Annotated in this window: 12 protein-coding genes; 9 read left to right on the top strand and 3 right to left on the bottom strand. The window is 66.3% G+C overall.

The window, feature by feature from the left end; all coding sequences use genetic code 11:
- The first annotated feature begins 73 nt into the window (after positions 1 to 73).
- The 7 genes from AUL32_RS20410 to AUL32_RS20380 all read left to right on the top strand — a co-directional run bounded on the left by AUL32_RS20410 (position 74) and on the right by AUL32_RS20380 (position 10635).
- Positions 74 to 841 (top strand): triose-phosphate isomerase, encoded by a 768-nt coding sequence (locus AUL32_RS20410; protein WP_082659907.1) that lies wholly within the window; start codon positions 74 to 76, stop codon positions 839 to 841.
- Between the two features lie 23 nt (positions 842 to 864).
- Complete coding sequence (gene fba / locus AUL32_RS20405; RefSeq protein WP_062119189.1) at positions 865 to 1929, top strand: class II fructose-bisphosphate aldolase; 1065 nt, start codon at positions 865 to 867, stop codon at positions 1927 to 1929.
- Between the two features lie 915 nt (positions 1930 to 2844).
- A complete protein-coding gene (repA, locus tag AUL32_RS20400; RefSeq protein ID WP_062119186.1) occupies positions 2845 to 4083 on the top strand; it encodes a plasmid partitioning protein RepA in 1239 nt (412 codons plus the stop codon).
- A gap of 58 nt (positions 4084 to 4141) precedes the next feature.
- Entirely contained in the window at positions 4142 to 5170 is a 1029-nt protein-coding gene (repB, locus tag AUL32_RS20395) for a plasmid partitioning protein RepB (protein WP_062119183.1), read from the top strand.
- 213 nt (positions 5171 to 5383) lie between these two features.
- Positions 5384 to 6664: a plasmid replication protein RepC gene (gene repC / locus AUL32_RS20390; protein WP_062119180.1), complete on the top strand. Its 1281-nt coding sequence runs from the start codon at positions 5384 to 5386 to the stop codon at positions 6662 to 6664.
- A gap of 430 nt (positions 6665 to 7094) precedes the next feature.
- The gene (locus tag AUL32_RS20385; RefSeq protein WP_062119176.1) at positions 7095 to 8594 is read left to right on the top strand and encodes an ATPase domain-containing protein; all 1500 of its coding nucleotides are present in this window, start codon (positions 7095 to 7097) and stop codon (positions 8592 to 8594) included.
- A gap of 10 nt (positions 8595 to 8604) precedes the next feature.
- A complete protein-coding gene (locus AUL32_RS20380; protein WP_062119174.1) occupies positions 8605 to 10635 on the top strand; it encodes an ATP-binding protein in 2031 nt (676 codons plus the stop codon).
- A gap of 66 nt (positions 10636 to 10701) precedes the next feature.
- On the opposite strand, the gene AUL32_RS25700 is transcribed toward AUL32_RS20380, so the two are convergent.
- Positions 10702 to 10872 carry a hypothetical protein gene (locus AUL32_RS25700; RefSeq protein WP_187301343.1) on the bottom strand — a complete coding sequence of 57 codons (171 nt, stop codon included), beginning with the start codon at positions 10870 to 10872 and terminating at the stop codon, positions 10702 to 10704.
- A 304-nt stretch (positions 10873 to 11176) separates the two neighbouring features.
- Here AUL32_RS25700 and AUL32_RS20375 point away from each other — a divergent pair, with 304 nt between their 5' ends.
- Positions 11177 to 11869 carry a GntR family transcriptional regulator gene (locus AUL32_RS20375; RefSeq protein WP_062119171.1) on the top strand — a complete coding sequence of 231 codons (693 nt, stop codon included), beginning with the start codon at positions 11177 to 11179 and terminating at the stop codon, positions 11867 to 11869.
- Between the two features lie 31 nt (positions 11870 to 11900).
- Here AUL32_RS20375 and pdxR read toward each other — a convergent pair whose 3' ends face one another.
- The gene (gene pdxR / locus AUL32_RS20370) at positions 11901 to 13310 is read right to left on the bottom strand and encodes a MocR-like pyridoxine biosynthesis transcription factor PdxR (RefSeq protein WP_062119168.1); all 1410 of its coding nucleotides are present in this window, start codon (positions 13308 to 13310) and stop codon (positions 11901 to 11903) included.
- A gap of 96 nt (positions 13311 to 13406) precedes the next feature.
- Here pdxR and AUL32_RS20365 point away from each other — a divergent pair, with 96 nt between their 5' ends.
- Entirely contained in the window at positions 13407 to 14093 is a 687-nt protein-coding gene (locus AUL32_RS20365) for a pyridoxamine 5'-phosphate oxidase family protein (RefSeq protein ID WP_062119164.1), read from the top strand.
- Between the two features lie 47 nt (positions 14094 to 14140).
- On the opposite strand, the gene AUL32_RS20360 is transcribed toward AUL32_RS20365, so the two are convergent.
- Positions 14141 to 14581, bottom strand: a complete 441-nt coding sequence (locus AUL32_RS20360; RefSeq protein ID WP_061977923.1) for a hypothetical protein — start codon at positions 14579 to 14581, stop codon at positions 14141 to 14143.
- Positions 14582 to 14712 lie beyond the last annotated feature (131 nt).

The following is a 14712-nucleotide window of genomic DNA, read 5'->3' as shown; positions in this document are numbered from 1 at the left end:
GGCGAGACGCGCGGCCCCCTCCCCCGTTCCGGCGACAAGACCGGACACCTATCGACATTTTGGAGGAGCGACTTTGCGCAAGCGTCCCTGGATCGGCACCAGCTGGAAAATGAATAAGACGATCGCCGAGGCCGACGCCTTCTGCGAGATCCTGAAGGCCTCGGATCGCGCTCATCGCTCCGACGACGCCCAGCTCTTCGTGATCCCCCCCTTCACGGTTCTCCATCGGGTGGCCGAGCAGCTGAAGGCGACGGACGTGATCGTCGGCGCGCAGAACGCCCATTGGAAGGATAGCGGCGCCTGGACCGGCGAGATTTCCGTGCCGCAGGTTCGCGACTGCGGCGGCGCGCTGGTCGAGATCGGCCATTCCGAGCGGCGCACCTTCTTCAACGAGACCGATGAAACCGTGGCGCTGAAGACCGCCGCTACCGTGCGCCACGGGCTGACCGCGTTGGTCTGTATCGGCGACACCAAGGAAGAATACGATTCCGGCCGCACCGAGGAGGCGCTGGAGCGCCAGGTCCTGGCGGCGATCTCGAAGGTCGACTGGGCCGGCGGCGCCAAGGTGATCCTCGCCTACGAGCCGGTCTGGTCGATCGGCGAAGGCGGCACGCCGGCGGAGCCCGATTTCGCCGACGCGCAACACAAGCGCATCAAGGCGCTGACTGCCGACCGCCTGGGCGCGCCGCTGTCGGTCGTCTACGGCGGCAGTGTCAATCTCGGCAATTGCGTCGATCTCGCGCTTTGCGAGCATATCGACGGGCTCTTCATCGGCCGCTCCGCGTGGAACGCCGATGGCTATCTCGGCATCGTCGCCGACGTCACGGCCGCGCTCGGCTGATCGAAACGGAAGGACAAGACCCCATGGCCCTGATCACCCTCCGCCAGCTTCTCGATCATGCCGCCGAGCATGGTTACGGCGTCCCGGCGTTCAACATCAACAATATGGAACAGGGGCTGGCGATCCTTGCCGCCGCCGCCAGGACGGACGCCCCTGTCATCCTCCAGGCGAGCCGCGGCGCGCGCGCCTATGCCAACGACCTCATCCTCGCCCGGCTGATCGAAGGCCTGTCGGAAATGCATCCCGACATTCCGATCTGCATGCATCTCGACCACGGCAACAACGAAGCGACCTGCATCACCGCCATCCAGCACGGCTTCACCTCCGTGATGATGGACGGCTCCCTGAAGGAGGACGGCGCGTCGCTGGCCGACTATTCCTACAATGCCGGCATCACGCGGCGCGTCTCCGACATGGCGCATTGGTGCGGCGCCTCGGTCGAGGGCGAGATCGGCGTGCTCGGCTCGCTGGAGACGGGGTCGGGCGAGAAGGAGGACGGACACGGCTTCGAGGGCACGCTCAGCCACGACCAGCTTCTGACCGACCCGGAGGAAGCGGTTCGCTTCGTCGAGGACACGCATGTCGACGCACTCGCCGTCGCCATGGGCACCTCGCACGGCGCCTACAAGTTCTCGCGCAAGCCGGACGGCGAGGTTCTCGCGATGAACGTCATCGAGGCGATCCATCGCAAGCTGCCCAACACGCATCTCGTCATGCACGGCTCCTCCTCCGTGCCGGAGGATCTGCAGGAAATCGTCAACAAGCATGGCGGCGAGATCAAGCCGACCTGGGGCGTGCCGGTCGAAGAGATCCAGCGCGGCATCCGCCACGGCGTGCGCAAGATCAACATCGACACGGACTGCCGCCTCGCCATGACCGGCGCGATCCGCAAGGTCTTTGCGGAAAAGCCGGAGGAGTTCGATCCGCGCAAATATCTCGGCCCCGCGATGACGGCCGTCACCAAGCTCGCCGCGCAGCGCTTCGAGGAGTTCGGCACGGCGGGCCATGCCTCCGCCATCAAGCCGATCGCGCTCTCCGACATGGCCAAGCGCTACCGCAATGGTTCGCTAAAGACCTCCGCCGCCTGAGCCGGGTGGCGGGGCGTCTTCGCCCCCTGCCCGCTCCTCACCGCCGAACGATTTTAGGGCCGGCGCCTCTCACGGGGCGCCGGCCTTTTTTTATTGGCCGATACCACCTCGCATTCAAGTCGGGCCGAACAGACGACGCACCATTGAGGCCGGCCCCGCAGATCGATGTGTCGCCCTTCGCGTTACAGCAGGATTCTCGCTTGGGCGGTCGCATCGACACAGCGAACTCGTGACGGAACAATTCCGGATTTCGCTGAATACAAGGCAATGTCCGCTGCTCGTTTACGAACTGTATCGGAACGCGACATCCCAACAAACCGATGCCCGAAGCCTCAGCTCTCCCCGTTGCCTTGGCCCGCCATCGCCGAATGGGGCTGTTCTTGATTCAGATTATGGGCTTCGGTGAGCCCGGGAAGTCCTTCTATAAGGCCCGCGAACGCAGCCTCGCAGGAGCAGACCGGAGAATCGCATCCTCCTTGAGAATCAGGGTTTGCGAGATCGTTGTTTCAAGCCGGACGCCCCCAATCGATGAGCGCTGCGAGCGATTGACAGATGTCAACGCGGCTTGGACACCGAGAAATCGCGCTAAAACAATGGGTTGCGAGGCATAAGGGGTGCGGCGCGCTCACGACCCATCGGCAGCACCCCCTTCATCCCTTACCGAAATATGAACCCCGTTTGACTCTCGGGTCCACTGGCCGCATCCTCGTTAACGGTTTGGGCCGTTACATGAGCAGAGTGCCGTTACTGATGGATGGGAGCGCAAGCCTCGGGATTGACCCGGATGCTTATGAACGGGCGGAGCCGGATGCTCAATCCGGTCGCCGGTCCGGCCGTGCCGCGTCGCGGAACGGAGATGATCAGCCGCACCCTGCCCGCTCGCGGGCGGCGCGGATTCCAAAACGAGGCCAAGCGGTGTCCAAGCCGAAATCCAGATCACTCGAGTTCAAGCCCGCCGACGAGCAGATTGCCGCCGACGCGCGCCTCCTGTCCAGCCAACTCCAGGCGATGCGCCAAAGGCTGTTCCCGCCGACTTCGTCGAAGACGCTGCGCCCCTTCACCTCGGGCGAAGCGGCGCGACTGATCGGGGTGTCGGACAGCTACCTCCGGCAATTGTCGATCTCGGGCGAAGGGCCGCAGCCCGAAGTCGGCCCCTCCGGCCGCCGCTCCTATACGCTCGGCGACATCAATGCCCTGCGCCGGCATCTGGCCTCGCAGCACGAGGCCGGCTCGCCCAAGGCGCGACAGTATTTGAAATGGCGCCGACCCGAAAGCGACGAGCATCTGCAGATCATCGCCGTCACCAACTTCAAGGGCGGTTCGGGCAAGACCACGACCTCGGCGCATCTCGCGCAATATCTTGCGCTCCAGGGCTACCGGACGCTCGCGGTCGATCTCGATCCGCAGGCGTCCTTCTCCGCGCTCCTCGGCTACCAGCCCGAGCTCGACCTCACCGGAAACGACACGCTCTACGGTGCGATCCGCTACGACGAAGAGCGAGTTTCGCTGGAGAGCATCATCCGACCGACCTATTTCGACGGGCTCGATCTCGTGCCCGGCAATCTTGAACTGCAGGAGTTCGAGCACGCGACGCCTCGGCAGCTGGCGGAGGCGCAGCGCGAGGGCCGCGCCGGAGAGCGCCTGTTCTTCGCCCGCGTGCAGGACGCTCTGCGCGAGGTTGAATCCAAATACGACATCGTCGTCATCGATTGCCCGCCCCAGCTCGGCTTCCTGACGCTGGGCGCTCTTTGCGCTGCGACCTCGGTTCTCGTCACCGTGCATCCGCAGATGCTTGACGTCGCTTCGATGAGCCAGTTCCTGTTCATGACGTCGGACCTCCTTCAGGTCGTGCGAGAGGCCGGCGGCGATCTGAACTTCGACTTCCTGCGCTATCTCGTGACGCGCTATGAGCCCCATGACGGGCCGCAGGCACAGATCGCGGGGTTCCTGCGCGCGCAGTTCGGCAGTCGTGTCCTCACCAACCCGATGCTGAAGTCTACGGCGCTGAGCGACGCGGGTCTCACCAAGCAGACGCTCTACGAGGTGGCACGGGAGAACTTCTCCCGCTCGACCTACGACCGCGCGATGGAGTCGTTGACTGCTGTCAACAGCGAGGTTGAGGCGCTGATCCTGGAAAGCTGGGGGCGGGTGTGATGATGGGCGATTTCCCTCTCGTTCCGGGCATCGTGGCTAGTCTTTTCGGAGGCGTGGCATGAGCCGACGTCGCGACGAGCTGAAGGCGTTGCTCGGCGGGGCGCCGCCGGCGGCGGAGACGCCCGCCGAGGCGGACGCCTCCGCCGCTCGGCCTCGCGCCCATGCGAGTTCCGGCGCGGTGAAGGCCATGGGCCTGGCGCTCGGAAACCTGCGCGCAGAGGCCGAGGACGCGAGAGCCCTGCGCGAACAGGTGGCCCGCGGCGAGCGCGTCGTGGAGATCGACCCGAACCGGATCGAGCCGGCTTTCGTAGCTGATCGCCTGTCGCAGCCCGATCGCTCCGACGAGGCTTTTGACGCGCTTTGTCGCTCGATCGAGAACGGCGGGCAGGAGGTGCCCGTGCTCCTGCGCCCGCATCCCGACGCGGAGCGGGCGCAGGCCGGCTGGTATCAGACCGCCTATGGGCATCGCCGCGTCGCGGCCGCCAGAGCTCTTGGCATCAAGGTGCGCGCCGTGGTGCGTCCGCTCAGCGATGTCGAGCTGGTGGTGGCGCAGGGCAAGGAAAACTCCGAGCGGCGCGATCTCTCCTTCATCGAGCGCGCGCTGTTTGCCGAGGCGCTCCTGCAACGCGGCTTCGAGCGGGCAACCGTTCAGTCCGCGCTTTCGCTGCATAAGGCGGAGATGACGCGACTGCTCCAGGTGGCGGATGCCGTACCGGACGCCATCGCGCGGGCCATCGGCCCCGCGCCGCGCGCGGGCCGCACGCGTTGGATGCTCCTGGCCGAACAGCTGAGAACGGCCGGTGCACGCGATAAGGCCGAGCGCGAGATCGCAACGGAGCGCTTCGCCAAGGCGACGAGTGACGAGCGCTTCGTTCTTATGCTGGAGCGCCTGACCCGCCGCGCCAAGACGGCCAGCCGTACGGCCGAGGCGCTATCTGAGCCGAGCGGACGCGTCGTGGCGTCCTTTAAGCCAGACGGCAAGCGGTCCGTCATCGAGTTCAAAGGCGAGGGGGCCTTCGCCGCCTTCGTCGCTTCCGAAATTCCCGCGCTCTACGCCGCCTTCAAGGCGCGAGAGGGCGAGGACTGATCGGCGGGACCAACCGCCGACGAGACAGACGACGCGCAACGAAACGAGGAAAGGACAGAGATCGAGGCGATCAAAAAAAGGCCCCCGAAACGTGATGCTCCGGAAGCCCTTTCAAGATGTAGCAATCTGAAAGAATCATGTCCGGCATGCTCTGTCAAGAGTCGGTCGCGTTCCGGCAACGCCTCTGCTTTGCCTCGAGCCTGAAGCAGAGCCATGTTCGAGATCCAATGGAACTCGCCTTTCGGGGCGCGGCCGATATCGGCTGCCCTGATTCGGCGGGAGGATGGCGTGCGCCGTGCGCAAGCGCGTCTGCGCGCCGAAAAACCGGATGTTGACGAGGACGCGGGCGCCGATGGCCCCGACAAGTGGGTGCTGCTGCGGGCGCTGACGGAGGCGCGTGCGCATTTCCGCTTGTCCGATCGCACTCTGTCCGTCTTGGAAGCGCTCCTATCCTGCCATGCGCAAAAGCGCATCGATCCTTCGCGCCCGCAGATCGTGTTTCCCTCGAACCGCGAATTGTCGCTGCGCACGCGTGGCATGGCGGACGCGACACTGCGCCGGCATCTCGCCAGCCTGATTGAGGCCGGCCTGCTTCTGAGGCGGGACAGTCCCAACGGCAAGCGCTACCGAAGGCGCGACCTCGAAGAGGGAGACGAGGCGTTCGGGTTCGATCTGTCGCCGTTTGCCCTCTGCGCGACCGAGATCTTCGCACGGGCTGAGCAGGCACGCGCAGAGGCGCGTAAGCTGCGTCGTCTGCGGACCGAGATCGCCCTCTGCCGACGAGACATCCGAAAGATCCTGGATGCTGCGTTGATCGAAGAACGCGCGGGCGATTGGGGCGCGTTGGAGCAGGCTTGGCAAGAGCTTTCCCGGCCGCTGTCGCGTAGTGCCACCGCCAGTGAACTCGAACAGATGTCCGCGCATGCTATCGAACTTCGCACAAAGAGCGAAACTCTTTATCTTTCAGTGCTTTCTGAACAAGAAATGAGCGGCAATGACGCGCACGGCGAGCGCCACTATCAAGATTCAAATCCAGACACTCTTACTGAAATAGCCCAGGAGGAGAAGAACGAAGAAAAATCCGAGGTCGAGCAACCGATGCGTCACGATGCAGACGCTGCACCAGTGGGGCAGGGGGGCGAGGCGTTGCGCCGGTTGGCGGAGCGAGAGGCGCCTGATGTCGGAACCGTTATGACGATCTGCCCGACATTGGCGGACTACAGCCGCACGCCCATCCGCTCCCGCCGCGACTTCGAGGTGACGGCCGACCTCGTTCGCGGCTTCCTTGGCATTTCGTCGGACGCCTACCGCGCGGCGCAGGCGGCGATGGGGCCCTATGAGGCCGCCATCACCATCGCGGCGCTTCTGGAGCGCGCCGATCGTGTACGCTCGCCCGGCGGCTATCTGCGCGCGTTGACGGCCAAGGCCGGCACCAAGCGGTTCCGCGTCGGCCCGATGCTGGAGGCATTGCGCAACCAGTCTCTGCGGTCGTGACGGGGTATCGAGCGGATGTCGGATCGGGTTTGGGGAGAGCGGTGGACGATCATTGCCGCCGACACGTCTCGATCCAGGACGGGGCAGGGGCCTTATGGCTCGTGTCGCGCGAGTGGACGGGGAATGCGGCGATGCCGTGGAAGGGCGATGCAACTCGAAGGACGCGGCGGGATGGAAGGTTTCCTCACCTCGTTAGCCAGGCGGCGTCTTGCCGCCGTTGGCCGCAGCTTGCCGACGCGATTGCATTTGCCTCCCAGGACCGGAGGCTTTACGCAAAGGGAATGGGCGCAGGGAATCTTCCCGGACTTGTCGAACGGACTGCGCACCCGGGAATGGTCTTGCGCATGCATGCTCCTTCATCGCTCCCCTGTCAGGCTTCAAAGCCTTCGCGACCCCTTCAAGCCGTCGCTCAGCCGGATCGGACGCTCCCATGAGCGCTGAGGACAAGCAGGTCATGGCGCGAACCGGCGTTCCCGGCCTCGACGACATCCTCTCCGGCGGCCTGTCCAAAGGGCATGTCTTCCTGCTGGAAGGCAGTCCCGGCACGGGCAAGACGACGATCGCGCTCCGCTTTCTCCTGGCGGGCGGCGAAGACGGGGACAAGGGCCTCTACATCACGCTGTCGGAGACCGAGCGTGAACTGCGCGAAAGCGCAGCTTCGCATGGCTGGACGATCGGTGAGAGCGTCGAGGTCTTCGAACTCGTGCCGCCCGAAGTCGCGCTGGATTCCGATCGCGAGCAGAGCCTGCTTTATTCGTCCGACCTGGAACTGGGAGAGGCGACGCGCACGATCTTCGAGGCCTTCGAGCGCGTGCGGCCCGCACGCGTCGTGCTGGACAGCCTGTCCGAGATCCGGCTGCTCGCGCAAAGCTCGCTACGCTACCGTCGGCAGATCCTGTCGCTGAAACATTATTTCGCACAGCAGGGCGCCACCGTTCTCCTGCTGGACGATCTCACGTCCGAGTCCATGGACAAGACCGTCCACAGCGTCGCACATGGCGTCATCAAGCTGGAGGAACTGGCTCCGGCCTATGGCGCCGAGCGGCGCCGGCTGCGCGTCATGAAGTATCGCGGCCGCGCTTTTCGCGGCGGTTATCACGACTTCACGATCCGCAATGGCGGCGTCTCGGTCTTTCCACGTCTCGTCGCGGCCGAGCACCGCACGGGCTTTACCCGCACGCGCATGACGAGCGATATCGCCGAGCTCGATGCGCTGCTGGGCGGCGGCATCGAACAAGGGTCGAGCACGCTTATTCTGGGCCCCGCCGGAACCGGAAAGAGCACCTTCACCTTCCAGTTCATCTCGGCCGCGATCGCGCGGGGCGAGAAAGCGGCCATGTTCATCTTCGACGAAGAACTGGGTCTTCTGTTCGACCGCACGAAAGCTATGGGCTTCGATTTCCAGGCCATGCAGAAGGAGGGGCTTCTCCACATCGAGCAGGTGGACGCGGCGGAGCTTTCGCCTGGCGAGTTCGCCCATCGCGTGCGCCAGCGCGTTGACGAAGGCGGCATGAAGACCGTCCTCATCGACAGCCTCAACGGCTATCAGGCTTCGATGCCGGAGGAGAATGCCCTCGTCCTGCACATTCACGAGCTTCTGCAATATCTCAACCGGCGGGGTGCGACGACCTTCCTGACCGTTGCCCAGCACGGGTTGGTCGGCGACATGAAGGCGCCGGTGGACATCACCTATCTCGCCGACACGGTGATCCTGCTGCGCTATTTCGAGGCGCTGGGCACCGTTCGCCGGGCCGTTTCCGTCATCAAGAAGCGCGCCGGCTTCCACGAGGACACGATCCGGGAATACCGGATCGCCGAGAACGGGCTAACGCTGGGCCAGCCGATCAGGGGGTTCCAGGGCGTGCTGCGCGGCGTTCCCACGCTGATCGAGCAGGCAAACGCCGGCGTGGCCAACACGGCCACCGACTGAGAAGCCTGACGTGCGCGAAACGAATGTCCTGGTCCTGGCGCCGCGCGGGCGCGACGCAGAAGTGGCGGCAGCTCTCCTGTCGGAATGCGGACTCGCGCCGCTGGTCTGCCCGGATTTCGAAACTCTGACCCGGCGGATCGACGATGACGCCTGTTTCGCGGTCGTGACGGAAGAAGCTTTGCGCCTGTCCGATCTCAGCGACTTGACCGAGCGGTTGAGCGCCCAGGCCCCCTGGTCGGACTTCCAGTTCATCGTGCTGACCCAGCGCGGCGGCGGGCCGGAGCGCAACCCCGCTGCCGCGCGATTGTCCGAACGTCTTAGAAACGTATCCTTCCTCGAGCGACCGTTCCATCCGACCTCCTTCGTCAGCCTCGCCACGACGGCCGCGCGCGGGCGCCATCGCCAGTTCGAGGCACGGGCGCGCATGGAGGAGCTGCACGAGGGCGAGGAGCGTCTGCGGACCGCGCTCCTGGCGGGCCATCTCGGCTCCTGGGAGCTCGACCTTTCGACCTGGACCCTGGTGGCCACGAGCACCTGCAAGGCCATTTTTGGATATGGCCCGGAGGAAGCCTTCGGTTATGACGACCTCCTCCGCAGCGTCCACCCCGGCGACCGCGAGCGGATGCAGGCGGCGGTGGAGCGCAGCGTCTCCGGGGGCGCGGATTACGCGATCGAATACCGCGTCCTGTGGCGCGACGGTTCGGTGCACTGGACCGCGATCAACGGTCGCCTGGTGCGGGACCGAAGCGGGCGGAAGATCCGGCTTGTCGGCGTTTCCGCCGACATCACCGCCCGCAAGGAGGCTGAAGCCGATCTACAGCGCCTGAACGAGACGCTGGAAGCCCGCGTCGCGGAGCGCACGGGCGAGCTCGAGGCCGCGCACCGGATCGTGATGGCCGAGGTGGAGCAGCGCGAGCGCACCGAGACGCTTCTGCGCCAGTCGCAAAAGATGGAGGCGATCGGCCAGCTGACCGGCGGCGTCGCGCACGACTTCAACAACCTTTTGATGGCGGTGCTCGGCAATCTCGATCTTCTGCGCAAGCACATTCCCGACGACGCGCGCACGGCTCGCCTGATCGACGGCGCCATGAAGGGCGCGCAGCGTGGCGCGGCGCTGACCCAGCGTCTTCTTGCCTTCGCCCGCCGTCAGGATCTCGTGGTGGAAGCGCGCGACCTTGCCGATCTCGTGCGGGGCATGACCGATCTTCTGGAGCGCTCGCTCGGCGGCAATATCGAGCTGACGCTGGAACTCGACGACGCGCCGTCCACCGCGCTGGTCGATGCCAATCAGCTGGAACTCGCCATTCTGAATCTGGCCGTCAACGCGCGCGACGCCATGCCCAACGGCGGCGAATTGCGCATCCGCATCGATCGCGGCCAGGGCGAGGGGGAACTCAGCGCCGGTGACTATGTGCGCCTGTCGGTTAGCGACACGGGGCAGGGCATGAGCGCCGAAACCCTGAAGAAGGCGACAGAGCCTTTCTTCTCGACCAAGGGCGTGGGCAAGGGCACGGGCCTCGGCCTGTCGATGATTCACGGCCTCGCGGTTCAGCTGAACGGCGCCTTGCGGCTGACGAGCCATCCGGGGGAGGGAACGCGGGCCGAGCTTTGGCTGCCTGCGGCCGAGGCCCTGCCTGCGGTGCGAGAGCAAGCACCGAGAGTCGAACCGAAAGCGGAGCGCGCGCCGGTGCGAGCCCGCATCTTGGCGGTGGACGACGATCCGCTGATCGCCATGAGCACGACCGACATGCTGGAAGATCTCGGCCACGAGGTGGTCGAGGCCCAGTCTGGAGCGCAGGCGCTACAGCTTCTGGGCCAGGGGTCGCCCTTCGATCTGATGATCACCGACTTTTCCATGCCGCGCATGAACGGGGCGGAACTCGCCGAAGCCGCGTTGGCGCTACGCCCAGGCCTGCCGATCCTGCTCGCGACGGGCTATGCCGAGCTGCCCGCCGGCGAGCGGCTCGGGCTGCCCCGCCTCGGCAAGCCCTATAGCCAGTCGCAGCTTGCCGACGAAATTCAAAAGCTTTTGGCGCGCTGACGGCCGCTCCCGCCTGTATCGTCGGTGACGACCCGACCCCCGGAGCGGGGAGGGACGCTGGGCCGCTCAGCCGGCCCCGCCATCCGCGTCGCCGGTCTCCTTCTCGTCCGGTAGGCTGCCAGCGCCGGGCGTCGCATCGGGATTGGTGAGTTCGGGCTTGGCGTGAGGACCGGCGGACGGCGTCTTCTCCTTGGGCTCCTGCTCGTCGCGCGGCGGGGTGGACGGATGATCGGACATGGGTTCGCTTCCCTCGTGCGAAAGGCACCAGTCTTCAACGATCCCGGCGCCCATCCGATCCGAGCGCGCCGTTCGTGGCTCGACAGCCGGGCCACGCCCTTCCCGTCGGAAGCAACACGAGCCTCGTCTTCACCTCCTTGCCTGTTGGCGGGCGGCGCGGAGGCGTGATAGCGAAGCGAGGGCTCGTTCGGGCCGGAACGGGCGGACCCGAAGACCGGCGGCCTCGCCGCGACCAAGAGGCGGAACCTTGCCGAGCGTGCCCCCATCTCCCAAGCCGAACGACGCCCCGCGCGGGGCAGGGCGCGTGGTGCGAAACACCCTGGCCAGCCAGATCACGGCCGAGATTCGCGCTCTGATCCTCGACGGCGCCTTTCCTGCCGGAAGCCAGCTCAACGAGTTCGCGCTTGCCACGCAGTTCGACGTCAGTCGGGGCCCGGTTCGCGAGGCGTTCCAGCGCCTGATTCAGGAAGGGCTGCTGCGCTCCGAGCCCCATCGCGGCGTCTTCGTGCCCGATCTCGGTACGAGCGACATCGTCGACATCTACTTCACCCGCAAGTCGCTGGAGATCGCCGCGATCCGCCGCGTCATGGCCGGGCCCGAGCGCCGTCGGCTATCGCAAGAGCTTCAGGGCCTGACCAATGAGATGGCCGAACGGCTGGCCAAGGGCGAGTGGCGCGAGATCGCCGATCTCGACCTGCATTATCACCTGCGGATCGTGGAAGAGGCGCGCAGCGAGCGCCTGTCGCGCAGCTACCGCACGCTCCAGGCCGAAACGCGGCTTTGCCTGCGCATCATGATGGCGGGCTACCGGCAGAACCGCGCCTTGATCGAGGAGCACGAACGGCTCGCGGCCTTCATCGGGCAGGGCGACCCGCGCGATGTGGAGGAGGAGATGGATACCCATTTCGGCGATCCCGTGCGCATTCTCGCCCGCGCCAAGGCGGCCTTGCGCGATCATCCGATCGGGGTCTCCGCTCCTGCGGGCGGCGGCGACTGAACGCTTTGGCAACGGGCGCGCTCGCTGCCTCCTACGGGCGGAGAAGCCGATCCAAGGCTTTGCCGAGCGCTGGGATCCGCTCCAGCGTCGCGCCGCCGATGCCGAACAGCAGGCCGGGGCGCGGCTCGTTCCTGTAGAAGGGCGAAAGCGCCATGGCGCCGATCTTCGCCGCGTGAAGCGCGCGCGCCATTTGCCCGTCGTCGGCATCGCGGTTCTTGAACCAGGCGGCGAGTTGAAGGCCGCCGTCCCCTGATCCAGGTTGGAGGAGGCCGTCCCCGCTTGCCAGCACCGCCGCGCGCGTCGCCTGCATTCGCTCGCGATAAAGGGTCTGCATCCTTCGGATATGGGCGCGAAGGTGCCCCTCGTTCAGAAAGTCCGCGAGCGCCGCCTGAACATGGATCGGCGCAGAGCTTCCCTCCCGTCGCAGAACCGCGCGCGCCTGCGATAGAAGCGAAGGGGGCAGAACCGCATAGGCAACGCGCAGGCCCGGCGCGAGCACCTTGGAAAAGGTGCCGACATAGACCACGCAGCCGGCGCGATCGAGCCCCTGCAGAGCCGCGAGCGGCCGCGAGGCGTAGTGAAACTCGCTGTCGTAATCGTCCTCGATGACAACAGCGCGGTTGGCCCGCGCAAAGTCCAGAAGCTCCAGGCGGCGGGAGAGGCTCATGGCCACCCCGGTCGGGTATTGATGCGATGGCGTGACATAGATCAGGCTCGGCGGCGGCCCTTCGCCGCGCGTGATCGCGATCCCTTCCGCGTCGCAGGGCACGGACACGAGACGGGCGCCCGCCGCCAGAAAGATGTCACGGGCTGTGACATAGCCCGGCTCCTCCAGCCAGACGGGGCGCCCGCCGCGAACCCCCGCGATATCAGCCACCATCGCCAGGATCGAGGCGGCCGACGGCATGACGATCACCTGTTCGGGATCAGCCAGAACAGCGCGGGCGCGAACGACATGCGCGGCGATGGCCTGGCGCAGTTCCGGCAGGCCGGCTTCCTCGCCATAGCCGAGATCGTGAAGGCGCAGATGGCGCGCCCGTGCTGCGAGACATCGCGCCCAAAGCGCGGCGGGGAAGCTGTCGAGATCCGGGAGACCGGGGCGAAAGGGAAGGAAGCGCTCCGGCTCGGGGGCAGCCCTCGGCAAGGGCTCGATCGGCCGGGCTCTGGCGCCCTGCGGCGGGGTGGCGAGGCGGGCGACCCGCATCGTCGCCCCTTGGGCGCCTTCGATGAAGCCTTCGGCGCGCAGCCGCTCGAAACCGCCGACCACGGTGGACCGCGCGATCCCGAGCGAAAGCGCGAGCGCGCGGGAGGAGGGCAGGCGCTCGCCCGCCATCAGCCGCCCGTCCAGGATCTGCTCCCGGATCGCCCCCTGAATCTGCGCTTCGAGATTGCCGGCGGCACGGTCGAGGAGGAGCCAGGCGTCGGGGAGGGGAAGCGTCATGCGAGGAGTGAACTGGACTGGCCGATCTTGCGCAAGTGGATGGTTTCGCCCATCCTGTTTTGCGGCACATTGGGCGTATCCAGCGAGGAAACGCCTATGTCCCGCCCAAGCCCGACTCCGGAAAACCCCACCTATCCCGTGACCGAGCGCAGCCGCGCGCGCCGGCTGCACAAGCGCGCCAGTCATGAGGCGGCGGCCGTTCATGCCGTCTTGGACGCCGCGCCCTTGTGCCATGTCGGCTACGTCATCGACGGGCAGCCCTATGTCACGCCGACGATCCACTGGCGGCAGGGCGAACGTGTCTATTGGCACGGCTCGGCCGCCAGCCGATTTCTTCGAAAGGTCGAGGGCGCGCGCGTCTGCCTGACGGTGAGCCTGATGGATGGCTACGTGCTGGCGCGCTCGGCCTTCAACCATTCCGTCAACTATCGCTCGGCCATGGTGTTCGGCACGGCACAGATCGTGGAAGAGCCGGACGCCATCGCCGAGGCGCTGCGCCGCTTCACGGACGGGCTCTTTCCGGGCCGCTGGGACACGCTCCGGCCCATGACGGTGCCCGAGCTCAAGGGCACCAGTGTCCTTTATCTCGACATCGAGGAGGCCAGCGTCAAAACCCGCTCGGCACCTCCCGGTGATGACGACGACGCGGATTATCCCGTCTGGGCCGGCGTCCTGCCGATGGAAACGCGCTTGGGAAAGCCGCAGCCCGCACCGGACCTAACCCAAGGCATCGCCCTGCCGGAGGGCTTGGCGGATTTGGTTTCTTCGGGTCGACTGCGCTGAGCGTCGATCCCGAGCAGAGCGATCGCCTTCGCAGCATTTCCTGCTCTTCAGTCCCGATAAGGCCCTTCGAAGAGGTCGCCGATCGCCTTGCTCGCCATCCATCGATAGCGGCGTCGGCGGCGATGCTCGGGGCGGTCGTGGTTGAGATGGCAACGCTGGCAAAGGGCCGCGAGATTGCTGGAGGCGTTGTTGGCGGTGTCGTGGTCGAGATGGGCGCAGGCTAGCCAGACGCGGGTCCAAGTCAGCGACAGTTCCGGGGGAAGCTCGGCCGGGGCGGGCCGCGTTCCGCGCAAGGGGCGGCCTCTCCCGTCCCGCCAAAGCGCCTCGCTCTCGTCCCACCAGGTGCCGTCGATGCCGACGCAGACCAGCGCCCCATGCGGGCGGCGGCAATGATCGCACCGGCCCTTGGCGCGCCGGAAGCGGACGGAGCGTGAGAGTTCCCGCCAATCGATGGGATAGAAGCCGCGCATGTCGCGCCGGATCGGCATGGTGGGTCTTGTGTCCTCGCAGCAGGTCGCCAGGGCGGATCGGCTCGCTCAGCGGGACTCGATCCAACCCTCCTTGTCAAGCAGGGACGCCGGCTTCCGCCCATCCCCGACGCGGAATGCCAGCGATTCTT

The sequence above is a fragment of the Aureimonas sp. AU40 genome (genome assembly GCF_001463785.1).
Taxonomy (GTDB): Bacteria; Pseudomonadota; Alphaproteobacteria; order Rhizobiales; family Rhizobiaceae; genus Aureimonas.
The sequence above is the reverse complement of the archived record's forward strand: the minus strand, read 5'-3'. Positions and strand labels throughout refer to the sequence as shown.